Below are 17,284 nucleotides of genomic sequence, written 5' to 3'. Positions count from 1 at the left end.
CCCGGCGTTGTGCACCGCTATCCCCTAAGGCCTGAGCATCATTGATAGTCGGCCTCCACGATTCCCCGTAGCGGATAATCACATATCAACTACTTGATGGTCGGCGAATAACACCGATCTAAAATATCCCTGCACTCTATAAGATAGCCGACTAATAGTTAGCTGGATCTCTTTCTCGACAACTTTACTTATTGATAATGGCAAGTTTTATCCCATTTAAATAGATAGCATCCTAAATACCGACAGTCTTAATTTTTGAATGCAAAACTACTGACTGCTATGCATTCGCATTGATAACTTGTAAACACATCTCCCTGTTTAAATTTTCTTCAGCCTATCGCCAAAAAATATAAACATATTCGATACCTAAGTAGCATATACACCGGGAATGGCTAATTGGAATTATGGCAATGCCTTGGTGTACATCCTGCCGCCTTGTTAGCAGGCGACAATTGTTTTGAAAGCAGTACAGGAACCCTACCTATGAAATTTAAATCCTTGCAGACCCGCATTTGCACCACAGCGGGTATCTGTCTTTTTATTTCCTGTACAAGCCTTGTTTTGTATGGACTCTATTCATCAAAAGCCAACGAAGTCTTCGTCTCCACTGAAGTCTCGAAACTGGTTCAGGATTCGACTATCCGCGAGGTAAAAAACCTTGCCGAATCACGCGCTACGGCGATCCAGGCCAAACTGCAGACAGCGCTGGATGCTGCACGGGTCATGGCCAACACCTTCGCGACGAGTAAATCTGCCAATAGCTCACTGCTGGTGGGCCGTGAACAGATCAACGCCGTATTGCTGGGCGTGCTCAAGGACAACCCTGAGTTCAACGGCACTTATTCCTGCTGGGAGCCCGATGCGCTGGATGGTCTCGATGCCTCGAACCGTGACGGCCAGAACGGCAACAACCCGACCACCGGGCGCTTCACCCCGTACTGGACGCGCAGTGCCGATGGACGTGTCGCCGTGCAGCCATTGGTCGAATACGACACTCAGGATCGTCACCCCAATGGCGTATTGAAGGGCGGCTGGTACAGCGGTCCGCGCGACACCCTTCAGGAGAGCGTGCTGGACCCTATCCCCTATGTGGTTCAAGGCAAGAACGTATGGCTGACCACCCTTTCAGTGCCGGTGGTGGTGAACAACAAGTTTTACGGCGTTGTGGGCGCCGACTACAACCTGGATTTCATTCAGAAACTGAGCGAAGAAATGTCAGCCGGTTTGTATGGCGGCAAGGGTTCAGTTTCGATTCTGAGCAACCAGGGTTTGGTCGTTGCAGACAGTCAGCATGCCGAGTTGATCGGCCAAAATCTGAAAACACTTCTACCGCAGACATGGGAGAAAATACTCGCCGATATCAAGTCAGGAACCGGCAACGGTCATTTAAATGAGGCGACGCAAAATATTGAAGTCTTGATGCCTATTGTACTGGGACGCACCAGCAAGCCATGGTCCATATTGATTCGGCTGCCCAAAGCCGTGGTCATGAGCCAGGCGATTGGCCTGGAGAATGAACTTCAGGCACGCAGCAACAGCAGCAGTATTTTGCAAATCCTGGTCGGCCTGGGCGTTTCAGTGCTTGCCTTGATAGCCCTGTGGATTGCCGCCGGTAAAATTGCCGGTCCGATCAAGGAATCAGCCACGCTTGCATTGCAAATCAGCCAGGGTGAATTTTCAAAGCGTCTGGAAAAAACCTCCGAAGATGAAGTTGGGCAACTTTCCGTTGCACTCAATGAAATGTCCGACAGCCTGCAAAGACAGGTCAAAGTGGCCGAACGAATATCTGAAGGCGATCTTGATCTGGAAGTGACTCTGTCCTCGCAAAATGATCAGCTGGGCAAGGCATTGCAGAAAATGGTGCGCAACCTCAACCACCTGATCATTGAAGTGCAGAGTAACGCCACGCAAATTACCGGCAGCTCGGCTCAGGTCAGTGAACTGAGCCATAACCTTTCCGACGGTGCTGCTAACTCCGCCTCTTCGATCACCGAAATCAGTGCGGCGATGACCCAGATGGCGGCGCAAACCAATGAAAACGCGGAGAACGCAGAAAAAGCCGATGAACAATCACAATCCTCACGCTCCGATGCCGGACAAAGCGATCAATTGATGAGCGAGTTGATCGCGGCCATGGGCGAGATCGATGCAGCGGGTAAAGACATCACGGCAATCATCACCACCATCGACAACATAGCTGCGCAGACCAACCTGTTGGCGTTGAACGCAGCCATCGAGGCCGCGCGAGCCGGAGAACTGGGCCGCGGGTTTGCAGTGGTCGCCGATGAAGTACGCAGCCTGGCCGCACGCAGCGCCGAAGCCGCACAACAAACAGCGGCATTGATTGCCGACTCTTCAATCAAGACCCAGCGGGGCATGGTGATTGCCAGCCGCACCGCCAGCTCCCTCAAAGGCATCGTTACCGGCACCAGCGAGGTCTCGACGCTGGTTTCATTGATCTTTCAAGCCTCCAGCGAGCAGGCTTCCGGGCTGCGCCAGGCCAGCATTGGTCTGGAGCAAATTGATGAAGTGACCCAGCAGAATAATGCCAGCTCCCAGGAATGCGCCGCCGCTGCCCAGCAACTTTCCGAACGCGCCGCAGCCATGCAGCGGGCCTTGAGCAGTTTCAAGGTCAAACGCGCCTGAAGGTCGCAAAAACTCAACACGTAGCACTCTGTATCGGCACTGAAACAATTCGGTAAACCAGCCTTGTTACCGTCCGAGGTCTTCCAACTCCAAGAATGGACCTCGGCACTCATGGCTACGACGCTCGAAACAGTCACTTCGTTCTATAAAAACATGCTCGGCCGCGATGCCTCCGCCAGCGAAACCGCCTACTGGGTCGCACGCATCGACAGCGGAGCGCAAAGCGTTGCGGACGTGGTGACAGCCTTCACCGTTTCGGCAGAAGCGGCGACTAACGTGGCGCCGATTGTCGAGCTCTACTTCACGGCATTCGGGCGCGCGCCGGACGTCGCAGGTTTGCAGTACTGGGTCAGCGCCAAACAGAACGGCATGAGCCTGGGACAAATCACCCAGGCCTTTACCCAGTCCCAAGAGTTCGCCCCAAGCGCCAAAAGTGATAACGCGAGTTTTCTCAACACCCTGTTCCAGAATGCGCTGGGCCGGGCACCGGACGCCGCAGGACTGAGCTACTGGACTGCCCAGCTGGCCAACGGGATGACCCGTGATCAGGTGCTGTCATCCATCAGCGACTCGCGGGAAGGTGACAGCAGCGTGGCCATCAAGGCGCAGGTCGCGCTCACTTATAACGGTTTGCTGGGTCGCTCGCCGACGACAGCGGAGATCACCACCATCGTCCAGAATCAGGGCCAGAAGTCCCTGACCGACCTGATCAAATCCACCGCCGATGATCTGTTGGCCGGGGCTGGCAGCACGCCTGTCGTCCCCGTCCCTCCGACTGCGCCGACAACACCCACAACGCCAACGCCGAGCCCTGCGCTGGAAGCGATTTTCACGCCCAAGGCGGGCACCAAAACCGGCTCGTCGGACGCCTCGGCGGCCGTGGCGCTGGACAGCAAATACATGATCGTCGGTGACGACGAAGGCAATGTCCTGCGCGTTTACGACCGCGAAGGTGGCAATGCCGTTTACGAATGGGATTACAGCGCAGCCCTGGGCATCAGTGGCGAAGTCGATCTGGAAGCGGCAGCGCTGGTGGGCGACACGCTGTACCTGACCGGCTCCCACAGCAACACCAAAAAGGGCGTGGATGCCGACAGCCGTGAAGTGGTGTTCAGCGTGAAGGTCGGCGGCACCGGTGCCAACACCACGTTCACCTATCAGGGCAAATTCACCGGTTTCGAAGCGGCGTTGGTGGCCTGGGATCAGAGCGGAGCCAATGGCAAAGCGCCGGGCTACTTTGGGTTTGCCGCGTCATCAGGCGCGGGCATTGCGCCGGAAAACACCAACGGTTTTTCCATCGAAGGCATGACCACCTCCGTCGACAATACCCAGTTGTGGCTGGGCTTCCGCGCCCCGCAAACCGACACCACGACCCGTGACAAAGCGTTGATCGTGCCGGTCGAAAACTATCAGGCATTGCTGGCTGGCACCGCCACTGCGCCAGTATTCGGCGCCTCTATAGAACTGAACCTGGGTGGTCGCGGCATACGCTCTATCGACAAGGCCGCCGATGGCAGCGGTTACCTGATCATCGCCGGGCCTGCGGGCGGCGCTTCCGATCAAGTCACCCATGACTTCCGGTTGTTCACCTGGGACGGCAACGCAGCGAGTCAGCCGCAGGAACTGGACAACAATCTGGATGCGCTGCTCAAGGCTACGGGCGGCAGTTTCGAATCCATCGTCTCGCCGGCCAGCATCAAGCCCGGCACTCAGATACAGCTGCTGCAAGACAACGGCGATACCGTTTGGCCCGGCCAGACCGAGGTTTCCAAAGACCTTGCTCCGGCAAATCAGCAGTTCAAGGGCAACCTGATCACGCTGGGCTCGCCGACGGTCGACAAAACCGCACCGGTGCTGGTTGCGGCAGCCCCTGCCGATGCGGGCACCGGCGTGGCGGTCAGCAGCTCGCTGTCGTTTACCTTCGACGAAGGCGTGGCGCTGGGTTCAGGCACCATCGACTTGCAGGACGCCAACGGCAATCTCGTACAAAGCTTCGCGGCGGGCAGCCCGCAGGTAAAAGTGGACTACAACAAGATCACCCTGCAGCCCACCAGCAAGCTGCACGCCACCACCGATTACAAACTGGTGCTCAACACCAACGCGGTGACCGACCACTCGGGCAACGCTCTGGCGAGTAAAACCATCAGCTTCACCACCGGCGCATTACCGCATTACGACCTGCTGATCACCGAGGTTAACTCGAATGCCGAAGGCGGTGATTTTTTCGAGATTTACAACTACGGCTCCACGACCATTGACCTCAGTGGCTGGAAGATGAACGACGAGGCCGGGACCTTTATCGGCGCAACCAGCCTGCCGGCGAGCCTGACCCTGGCCGCAGGCAAGAGCCTGGTTGTTGCCTCGATCACGGCCGACAAGCTGAGCGCCTTCAAGAGCGTATGGGGCTTGAGCGACAGCACCAACCTGATCAGCATCGAGGGTCCAGGGTTGGGTAAGAAAGATGCCGTGCTGCTGTTCGACAGCAATGGCAACGTCGCAACGTCGCTGAACTACGGCGCAACTACCATTACCGCAAGCGACGGCACTTTGGTCGCTCAGGCGCTGGCAACCAAGACCTTCACCAACGATCAACATGCCGGCGCGGCCTATGGCAGTACCGCCACCGCATCCGCCATGTGGGACGGCGTCTCGACCAGCAATCCGCATTACGTAGGAGCAGTCACCGGGCAACTGGGCGCCTACGCCCAGACCGCCAAACCCACTTCGGTCGGCTCGCCAGGCATCGTCGAAATCGTGCAGAGCGGCGTAGCGCTGGTTCAGGGCGAAAGCCTGGTGGCGTAAACCAGGCTGAAGAATATGCACGTCGACTTGCTCAGCAGCAGGTCGTAGCAGCTGAATTATCGGTACTTCGCCCTCGTATTGTAGGCGCCGCAATTGATCAACTTTTGAGGCAAGCAAAGGCAACGCTAATCGAAATAAGCTATGCCTCAAACTCTCAGCCGCTGACTAACGGCATCATTATATTCCCAGGCCCGAAAGCCATCACCGTAGCCATCGACAGTGCATTGCTGACCGTTGAGGGTGAAATACGCGCAGCCGTCAGCGACTTTTCACAGGCAATCGACATGCAGGAAGATGTTTCGGCAATAGGGGCCTTCAGTGCGATGTTGTACGCCTTCAAACAAAATGGTGTTGATATGCGAACCATCGGAGAAGCTGTTTACCCGCATTCATAAAATGCCACCGTGGCGCCTGGACGCCTCGGCTTGGGCGAACCCATTTAATTACAAGTTGGAATTAGGTCAACCTGTACAGAGTGTGTGAAAACCTCGGAGACGAGTTAGCTGGCTAAAAAACGAACTAAAACCGCGCTTCTACATGAGTTTCAGGTCTGCACACCACGCGAACTTTTAGAGAATTCACGTGAGAGCGCGCAGTTCGTTTTCAGTCGAGGGTTTCACACAGTCTGTGTAGGAGCGAACTTTTTCGCGAAGAAGCCGGTGTGAATGGCGCAAAGCTACGTCGTCAGGTACGCCGCTTCGCGAGCAAGCTCGCTCCCACATTTCCTAAAAAAACCATTTGATATAGTATATAAATATCAAACGATCAAGAGGACCCACCAATGTCCATCGCCATCCGCAATTATCAACCGGCTCCCGCTCAGGATCCGGGCTTCTGGCAGCAATTGGGCGTTCCGGCACGGGGCGCGCAATTGTATGCCGCGCTGCGCAAAGGCTTGCCTTACGAGGTATTCGAACGCCTGGCGCAGTACACCGACCTCAACCGTTCGACCTTGGCCATCCACTTGGGGATTGCGCCCGCCACGTTGCAGCGGCGCCTGAAAGTGCGGCAATTCAGTGCCGAGGAAAGTGATCGTCTGTTCCGCCTGGCGGCGGTCTACAAAGCTGCGCTGGATCTGTTCGAAGGCGATACCGACGCCACGCGGCGCTGGCTCGTCGAACCGGTGCGCGGGCTCGGTAACCATCGTCCGCTGGAAATGCTCGCCACTTCAGCCGAAGCTCAGGCGGTGCTGGACCTGATCGGCCGTCTTGAACACGGGGTTGTGGCTTGATCAGCATTTACCGTCTGGTCAAACGCAAATGGCTGGCTCAGGCGTTCGACGGCGAAGGTGCCCGGCTCTATGGCGGACGCTGGAACAGCAAGGGCAAAGCCTGCGTGTATTGCGCTGGCAGTGAGTCCCTGGCGCTGCTTGAAGTGCTGGTACACCTGGGTAATAGCGCTGTCATCCAGCACTACGCCATGCTCGAACTCCAGCTCCCGGAGCAGGACATCCTTAATGCCAGCGCGGACATCCTGCCCGCCGACTGGCGCGACGAACCCGCGCCGCCTTCGACAGCCAGTTTCGGCGACACCTGGCTGGAATCCGGGCAAAGCCTGGCGCTGGCGGTGCCCAGCGTCATCATCCCGCGCGAGTCCAATTACTTGCTGAACGTCCAGCATCCGGCGTATCAAGCCATAGTGGCCGAGGCGCGGGAGCTGGACTTCATGCTGGATGAGCGCTTGTTGAACGGTTAGAAATTGCCTTTCAACGCTTCCAGGCCACCTTCATAGATCCCCTGAAACAACTCATGAGCCTCGGTATCGGAAATGCCATTGGGCGTAAAGCTTCCGGACCAGGTCACCTGCGTTTCAGCGTCGCCAACTGCCTCGACCTGCAACGTAGCCAGGTAATCAGTGACCGGAAACGGCCCTTCGGTGATTGAGTAGCTGTAGGTGCGCGCCTGATTGTCGTAGGTTTGCAGGCGCTCGACGATTACTGCGCCGTCGTCCGTGGTCAGTTTGCGCAGACGTCCGCCTTCAGCAGGCTCGCTGGCGGCGATGAACGGCAGCCAGTCCGGCAGGGAAAGGAAGCCGCCGACCAGTTGCCATACTGTGTCGGCCTCGACCGGAAGGCGCAGGGATGCAGATGCTGTTGCCATGAGAAATTCTCCAGAATGAATGCCAGTAACAGGCCGATCAGATCGCCATGCTGTCCACTACGCCGCCGTCCACACGCAATGCGGCACCGGTGGTGGCAGATGACAAGGGAGAAGCAAGATACGCCACCAGATTGGCAACTTCATCCACTTCTGCCGCACGCTGAATAATCGACGTAGGTCGCGCGCTACGCACAAAATGGTCCGCTTCGTCCCGGGCGCTGCGGCCTGACTGGGCGATGGCGTCCTTGAGCATCTCTTCAACGCCATCGGTAAAGGTCGGGCCTGGCAAGATGGCGTTGACGGTCACGCCGGTGCCCGCCAGGCGCTTGGCCAAACCATGGGAAACCGCGAGGTTCGCCGCCTTGGTGGTGCCGTAATTGATCATGTTGGCCGGGATCGCAATGCCGGATTCGGATGAAACAAAGATCACCCGCCCCCATTTGCGCGCCACCATGTCATTCACGTAATGCCGCGACAGGCGCACACCGGAAATCACATTGACCTGATAAAAGCGTTCCCACTCGTCATCCGGCGTGTCGAAGAAATCCACTTCGTTGAACACACCCAGATTGTTGACCAGAATGTCTGCGGTCGGCTCGGCCTCGAACAACCGCTGTGCGCCTTGCGCCGTTCCCAGATCTGCCACACATCCGCGCAGTTGCGCGTCGGGCACCTCGCGCTTGATCGCTGCAATCGCCTCATCCACTTTGGCTGCGGCGCGACCGACGATCACCACAGTCGCGCCGCAGGACGCCAGCGCCTTGCCGACGCCCAGGCCAATGCCGGCGGTGGAGCCACTGACGATGGCGAGTTTTCCATTCAAATCGATTTTCATGGTGGGTCTCTCTTTGAATTCAGGCAATGGTTGTTGGCAACGGTGCCAGAGGTGAAATCAGCTCAGCCTTGACCAGCGCCTGCCAGAATTCGGCCGGAATACGCTGGGTCAACGCCGCCACATCCTGCTCGATACGACCGGGGCGGCTGGAGCCGGGAATAACCGCCGCCACGGCGGGGTTGGCCAGGGAAAATTGTAGCGCTGCGGCCTTGATGTCGACGTTGAAACGCTGGGCGATGGATTTGATCGCTTCGACTTTGGCAATGATCTGCGGCGAGGCTTTCTGGTACTCGAAATGCTCGCCGCCGACCAAAATGCCCGAGCTGTAAGGACCGCCGACCACGATGTCGACGTTCTGCGCGTGGGCCGAGGTCATCAGGCGTTGCAGCGCACGGTCGTGGTCGAGCAAGGTGTAGCGCCCGGCCAGCAGGAAACCGTCCGGCTGGGCTTCTTCCAGATCCAGGGTCAGTTCACACGGCTCGACGCGGTTGACGCCCAAGCCCCAGGCACCGATCACGCCTTCTTCGCGCAGTCGCGTCAGGACCTTGAACGCGCCTTTGCGCGCGGCGTTGAAATATTCCAGCCACTCATCACGGTAGAAATCCTGGGCAATGTCGTGAATCCAGACAATGTCCAGACGGTCAGTCTGCAAGCGCTTGAGGCTGTCTTCGATGGAACGCAGGGTCGCATCGGCGCTGTAATCGTTGACCAGTTTGTTCGGGCGGCCATGGTCGAACACGCCCGCCTTGTCGCCCAGATCGCGGGCAGAAACGTCTTCGATTTCGTCCAGCACCAAACGACCGACCTTGGTGCTCAGCACATACTGATCGCGGTCATATTGTTTGAGCGCTTCGCCCATGCGCAGCTCGGAAAGGCCCGAACCGTAGAACGGCGCGGTGTCGAAATAACGCACCCCGGCGTTCCAGGCGCCCTGCACCGTGGCCAGCGCTTCGTCCTCAGGAATCGCACGGAACATGTTGCCCAGTGGCGCGCCACCGAAGCCCAGTACGCCGGGCAATTTGTCTCTGATGCTCATGATTGATCCTCTTTATCTGCAAAGGACGGGAGACGACTCCCATCAACTTGCCACCCTCAGGTGACCATGAGGCTAGGTTAGGTTGACCAGTAAAGACCGTCCAAGACATAATTTGGCTGACTTGAGTCCTTGGAGGTCTGATCCCGTCATGATCGATTTACGCCAGCTTCGCTATTTCGTCGCCGTCGCCGAGGAAGAACACGTCGGTCGCGCTGCGGAACGACTGCATATCTCGCAGTCACCGCTGAGCCGACAGATTGCCCAGCTGGAAGAATTCCTTGGCCTCAACCTCTTCGAGCGTAGCCAACAACGTATTCGTCTGACAGTAGATGGCCGCACCTTTCTCGCCGAAACCAAAGCCCTGCTCACCCACGCCAAACGCCTGGAATCGTTGGGCAAGCGTCTGGGTCGAGGGGAAGAAGGCGGCCTGTGCATCGGCTACATCGAAAACGCCATGCACACCTCAGTCTTGCCCGACGCGCTGAAAATCCTGCGTGCGGCCCGGCACGATCTGCATATCGCGCTCTACAGCCAGGCCTCTTCGGATCAACTGGAAGGCCTGCGCCAGCGCAGCCTGGACATCGCCCTGGTGAGCGAGCCGCCTGCGGCCGATGATCCGGATCTGGACAGCGCGCTGGTACTCAACGACGTGATGCTGCTGGCAATGCCCGAACATCACCCGCTCGCGCAGAAGAACGTACTAACCCCCGAAGACCTGCAGACCGCGCAGTGGATTTGCGTGGCCAGCGGCCTCGCGCAACGCAGCGCGGGTGCTCACGAAGAAAGCTTCGTGGCGGCGTGCATGAAAGCCGGATTTTCCCCGGACATCCACCTGGAAGTCACCGAACCGATGACCGCATTGCGGCTGGTCGGCGCGGGCCTGGGCATCGCCATGCTGCAACGCAACCTACGCTCCAGCGCGCCGGAAAACGTGGTCTTGCGCGAAGTGCCGTGGATGCAATACACCACGCCGGTCTGGGCCGCCTGGCACCGCATCAATCTGCGCCCGCTGGTGGCGATGGCGCGGGAAGTGCTGCTCAGTGGTCCCGCAAGCCGCACAGCCAACGCAAACCCGGTAGGAGGGGACTTGTCCGGGAAGGCGTCAGCGCAGATATCGGTTCGTTCAGGTCAACCAGTTGTATTGGGTTGACGCATCCGGTGTGGACTCAAGCCAAACCGCATCCCACAGCGGGTAGTCACCGATGTATTGAACAAGGTTGGCGCGCAGGGGATTGGCGATGATGTAGCGGGCCATGTTTATCAGCTCTTGATCACGACGAATGGCCTGGTCGTGGAAGTCCGGCTGCCACAAACGCCCATTACTGCATCGCGCTCTGTTGATGGCTATGGCACTGCGTGCCTTCACTTGTTGGATCAGGCCGCTCAGCGTGCCTTTCTGCAGCTGGAACAACCAGTGCAGATGATCCGGCATGACGACCCATGCCAAGGACTGCGCCAATTCTTGCTCCTGTGCGCGCCGCAGCTCTTCGACAAGCAGGCGACCCAAATGAAACTCGACAAAGACCGGCTGCCGGTCCTGCACGACTGAAGTCACCAGATAGATTTGTCCAAGTTTGGAAAAGCGTCCATAGCGTAGATGTGAACCTGGCATTCCCTTGCCCTCATTCAGCGGATGAGCCGCCAGAATGATTCAGGCAATAGCTGGAATGAAGATGCAGTGTTTTTCGGGGCGTTTCAGAAGGGTGTCAGACAAGGTGATGACGCCATCGGGGACAAGTCCCCTCCTACCGGGCTTGCACGGATTCGGTAGGACCGGACTTGTCCGGGAAGGCGTCAGCGCAGATACCGGGCAGGGTCAGGCTGAATGAGGTTGGCCGATCCAACGCCTCGGCGGGTTTCAGCGGCGTGTTCATTTCGTACCCTGCTGGCGTTTCAAATTCTGCAATTGCGCAGACGAGTTGAATTCCATCAGCTTGAAGAAAATAAAAGGCCTATATAGCCCATTTAGTAGTCAGAACATTTACTTCCAGGCTCATTTTTTCACCTTACGAATCAAACCGGTTCCTGTAGGCTGCTGACTCTTTCTGTCCTTGTGCCATCAGGAGACCGCCCTTGCCTAAAGGGACGAGCACGCGTGCTACCGATACGTTCCCCACGCTTGAGTCTTCGGATTTTGCCGGTGAAGGGTCTTTCTATTTCGAGCTGGTGCGGCTGGAAGATCACGACGACATCCCGCGCGAATTCCTGCATCGCCACAATTACTATCATCTGCTCTGGATGACGGAGGCGAGAGGGACCCATATGCTGGATTTCGAGCAATTCGAAGTCCGCGACCACTCGGTGTTTTTCCTGTCGCCCGGTCAGCTTCACACCTGGACAACCTCGGTCAAACCGCGCGGTTTTGTCTTGAATTTCAGCACCGATTTTTTTGCGCAGATGTTCCCCCGGGTCGACGACATCGCCAAGTTTCCCTTCTTTCACCTGACCCGTGGCGCGCCAGCGATTTACCTCACCCGTGAGCAGCACGATGCAATGCTGCCGCTGCTCAATGAAATCGAATGCGAATCCCGGGATCGCCAGGTCGGCCGTTTCGATATCGTGCGTTCTTACTTGCTGATCCTGCTGACGCAACTGCGACGCCTGTATCCCGCTGACGAACACGGGCGCAGTTCGGGGCTCAGTTATTCGCTGACCAAACGCTTCGCGCTGTTGCTGGAAGAGAATTACCTGAGCTTCACAACCATCCGCCAATACGCCGATACCTTGTGCATCAGTGAACGGCAGCTTAATGAAGCGCTCAAGCGCACGGTGGGAAACACGGCCAGCCGGTTGGTTCAGGAACGGATTGCGCTGGAAGCCAAACGCCTGCTCAGCAACACCAAATTGAGCACTGCGCAAATCGCTTTCCAGCTGAATTTCGATGATCCGGCCTACTTCACCCGTTTCGTCAAAAAGCACACCACCTGCACGCCCGGCGAATTCCGTAAAAAGTATTCCCACCCTTCTGACTAAGCCCGCAAAAAAGTACAAAACAACGTCTGAACTGTCCTAACGCGCGCCCGGGCAGGGTGCGTACATTCCATCGGAAGAAGCCGCGGTCACGCGCCAATAAGAAAATATTCCGATGCCCATGATTCAGGAAATGAAGCTGCGCGTGCGCAGTCCTGCCCTCCGCTGCCTGGCCTCCAGTGCAACGCACAAGCAGCTCTTTGCCCATCGGCAAACGAGCCTTCATGACCCTGTTGCCTGTCCGTCTTCCTCTTCTCGACACCCGGCCTTTCACCGAGCGCATACAGACGCACTCGGTTGCCGGAGTCACCGCTGCAATTCCTCTTTCAACTGGAGTAACCGCCATGCTTTATGACGTTCGCACATACACCTGCCGCCCGGGGACTACCAAGAAACATCTGGCTCTCTATGCCGAACATGGCTACGAGATTCAAAGCCGCCACTTGGGCAAACCCTTGGCGTACCTGCAAACCGAAAGCGGCAACATCAACAGCTACATGCACATCTGGGTATACGAAAGCGCCGCAGATCGTGATGCCAAGCGCAAGGCGCTGCAGAACGATCCGGCCTGGTCGGTGTACCTGACCAAAAGTGCCGAAGCGGCCTACCTGATCAGCCAGGAAAACCGCTTGATGAGCCCGACGCCGTTCTTCAAACCCTGAGCCGAAACCGCATTTTTCAATAATAAAAAGCTCCGCAAAAGGAGAGACAAATGTTCCAGCAGGTTTACGACCCGGTAGGAGGATCGCTCCTCTTTTCGTCGCTTTTTGCTGCACTGCCATTGGTGACAATGTTCTTGTTGTTGGGGTGGTTGCGGGTAACGCCGCACATTGCGGCGCTTGTGTCGCTGGTGGTCTGTGCCCTGGTGGCTATTTTCGCCTATGGCATGCCGGTGGCGACGACATTGAACGCCGGCTTCTACGGCGCGGCGTTCAGCGTGCTCACGGTGTTATGGATCATCCTCAACGCCATCTGGCTGTACAACCTGACCGTCAAATCCGGCCACTTCGCCGTGTTGAAGGACAGCTTTGCGATGCTCAGCAAGGACACGCGCATCCAGGCCATTTTCATCGCCTTCAACTTCGGCGCCTTGATGGAGGCGCTGGCAGGTGCAGGCACGCCCATTGCTATCTCCGGGGCCATGCTGCTGGCTATCGGCGTCAGACCGATCAAGGCTGCGGTCCTGGCGCTGGTGGCAAACACCGCACCGGTGGCCTTTGGCGCATTGGCCGTACCGATCACGACGCTGGCCCAGGTCACTGGCTTGCCTTTCGAAACACTGGGCGCCATCGTCGGTCGTCAGACGCCGATCATTGCCGCCTTTGTGCCGCTGATTCTGGTCGGGTTGATGGATGGCCGTCGCGGGCTGGTTCAGGTCTGGCCTGCTGCGCTGGTGGCCGGTATTGCCTTCGGGATCAGTCAATGGTTCAGCGCCACTTACGTTTCGGTGGCCCTGGCTGACGTGGCAGGCGCCTTGGGTTCTGCCGGCGCATTGATCCTGTTCCTCAAGTTCTGGACGGCGCCTCATGTCGATGACATCGACGGCATGGATGTCCCGGTGAGCAGCAACATTCGCCACACGTCCAATGCAATGTGGCTGGCTTACTCGCCCTACATCCTGATCATTGTCATCTTTTCCCTGGCGCAGATCCCGCAGGTGAAACAATGGCTGTCTGCGGGCACGCTCATGTTCCCGTGGCCGGGGCTGGATATTGTCAGCACCAGCGGGAAAAAAGTGGCGACCAACTTCACCCTCAACAGCTTGTCCGCTACCGGTTCGCTGTTGCTGTTGGCCGGGGTAATCAGCGCCTGGATGCTACGCGTTCGGGCCAGTACCGCCATCGCGACTTACGGCGAGACCGTGCGACAGCTACGCTGGGCTATTCCAACGGTGCTGTGCGTACTGGCCATCGCGTTCATCATGAATTACTCGGGGCAGACCGTTACCTTGGGCGTCTGGCTGGCTCAGGCCGGGCCCGCCTTTGCTTTCCTGTCGCCAGTGATTGGCTGGATCGGCGTGGCAGTGACCGGCTCGGACAACTCGGCCAACGCCCTGTTTGGTGCACTGCAAGTTGCCGCTGCGCATCAGACCGGGCTTGATCCTGCCTTGCTGGCCGCAGCCAATGCCTCCGGTGGTGTGCTGGGCAAGATGATCTCCCCGCAAAGCCTGGCGGTGGGTGCCGCCGCGGTGGGCATCATCGGTCAGGAAGGGCTGATCTTCCGCAAGGTTATCGGCTGGAGCCTGGGGCTGCTCGCGGCAATGTCGCTACTCGTATTCCTGCAGACGGGCCCGCTGGCCTGGATGCTTCCGTAATCAAAGGAGTCTCTATGACTGACTATCGCGAACTCTTCAGCCTCAAGGGCAAAATTGCCGTGGTGCTGGGCGCCGCCTCGGGCATCGGCCAGGCTTCGGCCCATGCATTGGGGGCGATGGGTGCTCATGTGATCTGCGCCGACCGCGACGCTGAAGGTGCCAAGGCAACCGCGCAAACCATCAGCCAGGACGGTTCGAGCGACTGGATGGAAACAGACGCCGCCAGCGGCCAGGCCATCGGAGAACTGGCGGCCAAAGTGCTGGCCGATCACGGTCGGGTCGACATCGCGGTGTCGACGCCCGCGCTCAACATCCGCAAGCTGATCGTCGATTACACGGATGAAGAATTCGATCAGGTGGTAAATCTGAATCTCAAGGGCGCGTTCCATTTCATGCGTCACTTTGGCCGGCCCATGATGAAACAGGGCTCGGGCAGCCTGATTCTATGCTCCTCGATGCGCGCCGTGACCATTGAGCCCGGCCTGGGTATTTACGCCTCCACCAAGGCCGGTATCGAGATGATGGTCAAGGCCTTTGCCGCAGAAGTCGGAGGCTACGGGGTTCGAGTCAATGCGGTCATGCCGAGCATCATCGAAACGCGCCTGACCGCGCCGCTCAAGGAGCGTCCGGATATCTACAAGACCTACGCCGGTCATACCGTGCTGAACCGTTGGGGCCAGCCCCATGAGGTCGGATCTGCCGTGGCCTTTCTGGCCTCGGACGCGGCCAGCTATATTTCCGGCAGCAGCCTGTCGGTAGATGGCGGCTGGACTGCCATTGATGGCCCGCCGACCGGGCTGACCCAAACCCGGCCTTCGGAATAGGCCTGCCGGGAGAAGCAAACCTTGCTGCAGCCATCGCAGCAAGGTTCAGCTACCCCCGCCCCGCCAACATTTGACCTTTGGAGCTTTCAGCTCATGCCTGATTCCATTCCCATGCGCAACGGCGGCCAGATCCTGGTCGAGGCGTTGCGTCGCAATCATGTCGATACGCTCTATTGCGTCCCCGGCGAAAGCTACTTGCCAGTGCTCGATGCGCTGCATGACGAAACCGCGATCCGCACCATCGTCACGCGCCATGAAGGTGCCGCATCGAACATGGCCGACGCCTACGGCAAGCTGACCGGACGCCCGGGAATTTGCTTCGTGACCCGTGGCCCAGGCGCCACTCATGCCGCCAATGGCGTGCACACGGCGAAGCAGGACTCAACGCCGATGATCCTTTTCATCGGTCAGGTCGAAAGCGGCTTCATGGGCCGCGAGGCGTTTCAGGAAGTCGATTACCGACAGATGTTCGGCGGCCTGGCGAAATGGGTGACCGAGATCGACAGTCTGGAGCGCATTCCAGAAATTGTTTCCAAGGCCTTTGCCATCGCACAATCGGGACGGCCCGGCCCTGTGGTGATCGGCCTTCCTGAAGAAGTGCTGTTCGGTTCGGGCGCGGTCGCCGATGTCCCGGCTGTACGTATCGCCTACGCCGCGCCCGAGGCGCTGGCCATGACTGAGCTGCAGCAGCTGCTCGGCGCGGCGCAACGGCCACTGGTTGTTGTCGGTGGAACGGGGTGGAACGCGGCGGCTTGCGAGTCGTTGAAGCGCTTCATCACCGCCAACAACCTGCCAGTGGCCGCTTCATTTCGACGCCAGGATCTGTTCGATAACCGTGACCCGCACTATGTCGGTCAACTGGGCCTGGGTGTATCACCCAAACTCGCCGAGCGGGTGCGCGATGCGGACGTCCTGTTGGTGATCGGCTCGCGGCTTTCGGAAACAGTCACCAATGGCTACACGCTGATTGAGAGTCCGCACCCCAAACAGACGCTGATCCATGTGCATCCGGACCCGCAAGAGCTGGGCAAGGTTTATCAAGCGCATCTGCCAATACTCAGCGCGCTGCGCCATTTCGCCACGGCGCTGGAACAGCTGCAGCCTTTTGCTGCGCAGCCCTGGGCGGCATGGACACAAGCGGCCCGCGCGGACTATATCGCCCACTCGACACCGCCTGAGGCGCATCCGCAGCTCGCCGGCGTCGACATGGCGCAAGTGATCGCGCACCTCAATGACGTGTTGCCGGACGACGCAGTGATTACCAACGGCGCAGGCAATTACACGGTCTGGGTGCATCGTTTTTACCGCTATCGTCAACCGGCAACCGAACTGGCGCCCACCAACGGCGCCATGGGTTATGGGTTCCCGGCCGCAATTGCCGCCAAGCTGCACCAGCCCGAGCGAAGCGTGATCTGCTTTGCCGGTGACGGCTGCTTCATGATGTATCCCCAGGAGCTGGCCACCGCCGTGCAGTTCGACGCGCCGCTGATCGTTATCGTGGTCAATAACGGCATGCTGGGCACGATCCGCATGCATCAGGAACGGGAGTATCCGGGAAGGGTTTCGGCCACCGATCTGATCAACCCGGATTTCGTCGCGTTAGCGAAAGCCTTCGGCGCCCACGCGGAAAGTGTGCACCTTACCGAGGATTTTCCCGCCGCTTTTGCAAGAGCCCAGGCCGCTGGCGTTCCGGCCTTGATCGAACTGCGTACCGACCCGCGTCAGATCGGCCCGCAGGTTCGTCTTCCGTAGCAAAAC

At 58.3% G+C, this 17,284-nt stretch carries 16 protein-coding genes; 11 read left to right on the top strand and 5 right to left on the bottom strand.

The window, feature by feature from the left end; translation table 11 throughout:
- Positions 1-483: 483 nt before the first annotated feature.
- From ACP7E4_RS18120 to ACP7E4_RS18100, 5 genes are all read left to right on the top strand, one after another.
- Complete coding sequence (locus ACP7E4_RS18120; RefSeq protein ID WP_426116375.1) at positions 484-2,646, top strand: methyl-accepting chemotaxis protein; 2,163 nt, start codon at positions 484-486, stop codon at positions 2,644-2,646.
- Positions 2,647-2,757: 111 nt separating this feature from the next.
- Positions 2,758-5,448, top strand: a complete 2,691-nt coding sequence (locus tag ACP7E4_RS18115; RefSeq protein WP_426116373.1) for a DUF3616 domain-containing protein — start codon at positions 2,758-2,760, stop codon at positions 5,446-5,448.
- Positions 5,449-5,552: 104 nt separating this feature from the next.
- A complete protein-coding gene (locus tag ACP7E4_RS18110) occupies positions 5,553-5,843 on the top strand; it encodes a hypothetical protein (RefSeq protein WP_426116371.1) in 291 nt (96 codons plus the stop codon).
- A 386-nt stretch (positions 5,844-6,229) separates the two neighbouring features.
- Complete coding sequence (gene parS / locus ACP7E4_RS18105) at positions 6,230-6,679, top strand: type II RES/Xre toxin-antitoxin system antitoxin (RefSeq protein WP_426116369.1); 450 nt, start codon at positions 6,230-6,232, stop codon at positions 6,677-6,679.
- A complete protein-coding gene (locus tag ACP7E4_RS18100; protein WP_426116367.1) occupies positions 6,676-7,143 on the top strand; it encodes an RES family NAD+ phosphorylase in 468 nt (155 codons plus the stop codon). Before parS ends, ACP7E4_RS18100 begins: the two co-directional genes overlap by 4 nt.
- Here ACP7E4_RS18100 and ACP7E4_RS18095 read toward each other — a convergent pair.
- The 3 genes from ACP7E4_RS18095 to ACP7E4_RS18085 are packed head-to-tail and all read right to left on the bottom strand — an operon-like array spanning position 7,140 to position 9,418.
- On the bottom strand, positions 7,140-7,547 hold the full coding sequence (locus ACP7E4_RS18095) for an SRPBCC family protein (protein WP_426116365.1): 408 nt from the start codon (positions 7,545-7,547) through the stop codon (positions 7,140-7,142). The two genes, ACP7E4_RS18100 and ACP7E4_RS18095, sit on opposite strands and share 4 nt — an antisense overlap.
- Positions 7,548-7,584: 37 nt before the next feature.
- The gene (locus ACP7E4_RS18090) at positions 7,585-8,382 is read right to left on the bottom strand and encodes an SDR family NAD(P)-dependent oxidoreductase (protein ID WP_426116363.1); all 798 of its coding nucleotides are present in this window, start codon (positions 8,380-8,382) and stop codon (positions 7,585-7,587) included.
- A 19-nt stretch (positions 8,383-8,401) separates the two neighbouring features.
- Positions 8,402-9,418 (bottom strand): aldo/keto reductase, encoded by a 1,017-nt coding sequence (locus ACP7E4_RS18085; RefSeq protein ID WP_426116361.1) that lies wholly within the window; start codon positions 9,416-9,418, stop codon positions 8,402-8,404.
- Between the two features lie 148 nt (positions 9,419-9,566).
- On the opposite strand from ACP7E4_RS18085, the gene ACP7E4_RS18080 reads away from it, so the two are divergent.
- On the top strand, positions 9,567-10,568 hold the full coding sequence (locus tag ACP7E4_RS18080) for a LysR substrate-binding domain-containing protein (RefSeq protein WP_426116359.1): 1,002 nt from the start codon (positions 9,567-9,569) through the stop codon (positions 10,566-10,568).
- On the opposite strand, the gene ACP7E4_RS18075 is transcribed toward ACP7E4_RS18080, so the two are convergent.
- Positions 10,542-11,030 (bottom strand): REP-associated tyrosine transposase, encoded by a 489-nt coding sequence (locus ACP7E4_RS18075; RefSeq protein WP_426116357.1) that lies wholly within the window; start codon positions 11,028-11,030, stop codon positions 10,542-10,544. The genes ACP7E4_RS18080 and ACP7E4_RS18075 overlap by 27 nt on opposite strands.
- Positions 11,031-11,163: 133 nt before the next feature.
- Positions 11,164-11,292 (bottom strand): hypothetical protein, encoded by a 129-nt coding sequence (locus ACP7E4_RS18070; RefSeq protein WP_426116355.1) that lies wholly within the window; start codon positions 11,290-11,292, stop codon positions 11,164-11,166.
- Between the two features lie 199 nt (positions 11,293-11,491).
- On the opposite strand from ACP7E4_RS18070, the gene ACP7E4_RS18065 reads away from it, so the two are divergent.
- The 5 genes from ACP7E4_RS18065 to ACP7E4_RS18045 all read left to right on the top strand — a co-directional run bounded on the left by ACP7E4_RS18065 (position 11,492) and on the right by ACP7E4_RS18045 (position 17,278).
- Positions 11,492-12,391: a helix-turn-helix domain-containing protein gene (locus ACP7E4_RS18065; protein ID WP_426116353.1), complete on the top strand. Its 900-nt coding sequence runs from the start codon at positions 11,492-11,494 to the stop codon at positions 12,389-12,391.
- 221 nt (positions 12,392-12,612) lie between these two features.
- Positions 12,613-13,050 carry an NIPSNAP family protein gene (locus ACP7E4_RS18060; protein WP_426116351.1) on the top strand — a complete coding sequence of 146 codons (438 nt, stop codon included), beginning with the start codon at positions 12,613-12,615 and terminating at the stop codon, positions 13,048-13,050.
- Between the two features lie 50 nt (positions 13,051-13,100).
- Entirely contained in the window at positions 13,101-14,702 is a 1,602-nt protein-coding gene (locus ACP7E4_RS18055) for an L-lactate permease (protein WP_426116349.1), read from the top strand.
- 14 nt (positions 14,703-14,716) lie between these two features.
- A complete protein-coding gene (locus tag ACP7E4_RS18050) occupies positions 14,717-15,526 on the top strand; it encodes an SDR family NAD(P)-dependent oxidoreductase (RefSeq protein ID WP_426116347.1) in 810 nt (269 codons plus the stop codon).
- Between the two features lie 93 nt (positions 15,527-15,619).
- Positions 15,620-17,278: a thiamine pyrophosphate-binding protein gene (locus ACP7E4_RS18045; RefSeq protein ID WP_426116345.1), complete on the top strand. Its 1,659-nt coding sequence runs from the start codon at positions 15,620-15,622 to the stop codon at positions 17,276-17,278.
- The last annotated feature ends 6 nt before the right edge of the window (positions 17,279-17,284 follow it).

Source organism: Pseudomonas sp. DSP3-2-3 (assembly GCF_049898225.1).
In the GTDB taxonomy this organism is placed as follows: domain Bacteria; phylum Pseudomonadota; class Gammaproteobacteria; order Pseudomonadales; family Pseudomonadaceae; genus Aquipseudomonas.
The sequence above is the reverse complement of the archived record's forward strand: the minus strand, read 5'-3'. Positions and strand labels throughout refer to the sequence as shown.

Bases quoted from the DNA above. Each gene is read 5' to 3' on its own strand.
- ACP7E4_RS18120 (WP_426116375.1), top strand. From the start codon at position 484: ATGAAATTTAAATCCTTGCAGACCCGCATTTGCACCACAGCGGGTATC.
- ACP7E4_RS18115 (WP_426116373.1), top strand. From the start codon at position 2,758: ATGGCTACGACGCTCGAAACAGTCACTTCGTTCTATAAAAACATGCTC.
- parS (WP_426116369.1), top strand. From the start codon at position 6,230: ATGTCCATCGCCATCCGCAATTATCAACCGGCTCCCGCTCAGGATCCG.
- ACP7E4_RS18095 (WP_426116365.1), bottom strand. From the start codon at position 7,547: ATGGCAACAGCATCTGCATCCCTGCGCCTTCCGGTCGAGGCCGACACA.
- ACP7E4_RS18090 (WP_426116363.1), bottom strand. From the start codon at position 8,382: ATGAAAATCGATTTGAATGGAAAACTCGCCATCGTCAGTGGCTCCACC.
- ACP7E4_RS18085 (WP_426116361.1), bottom strand. From the start codon at position 9,418: ATGAGCATCAGAGACAAATTGCCCGGCGTACTGGGCTTCGGTGGCGCG.
- ACP7E4_RS18080 (WP_426116359.1), top strand. From the start codon at position 9,567: ATGATCGATTTACGCCAGCTTCGCTATTTCGTCGCCGTCGCCGAGGAA.
- ACP7E4_RS18075 (WP_426116357.1), bottom strand. From the start codon at position 11,030: ATGCCAGGTTCACATCTACGCTATGGACGCTTTTCCAAACTTGGACAA.
- ACP7E4_RS18070 (WP_426116355.1), bottom strand. From the start codon at position 11,292: ATGAACACGCCGCTGAAACCCGCCGAGGCGTTGGATCGGCCAACCTCA.
- ACP7E4_RS18060 (WP_426116351.1), top strand. From the start codon at position 12,613: ATGACCCTGTTGCCTGTCCGTCTTCCTCTTCTCGACACCCGGCCTTTC.
- ACP7E4_RS18055 (WP_426116349.1), top strand. From the start codon at position 13,101: ATGTTCCAGCAGGTTTACGACCCGGTAGGAGGATCGCTCCTCTTTTCG.
- ACP7E4_RS18050 (WP_426116347.1), top strand. From the start codon at position 14,717: ATGACTGACTATCGCGAACTCTTCAGCCTCAAGGGCAAAATTGCCGTG.
- ACP7E4_RS18045 (WP_426116345.1), top strand. From the start codon at position 15,620: ATGCCTGATTCCATTCCCATGCGCAACGGCGGCCAGATCCTGGTCGAG.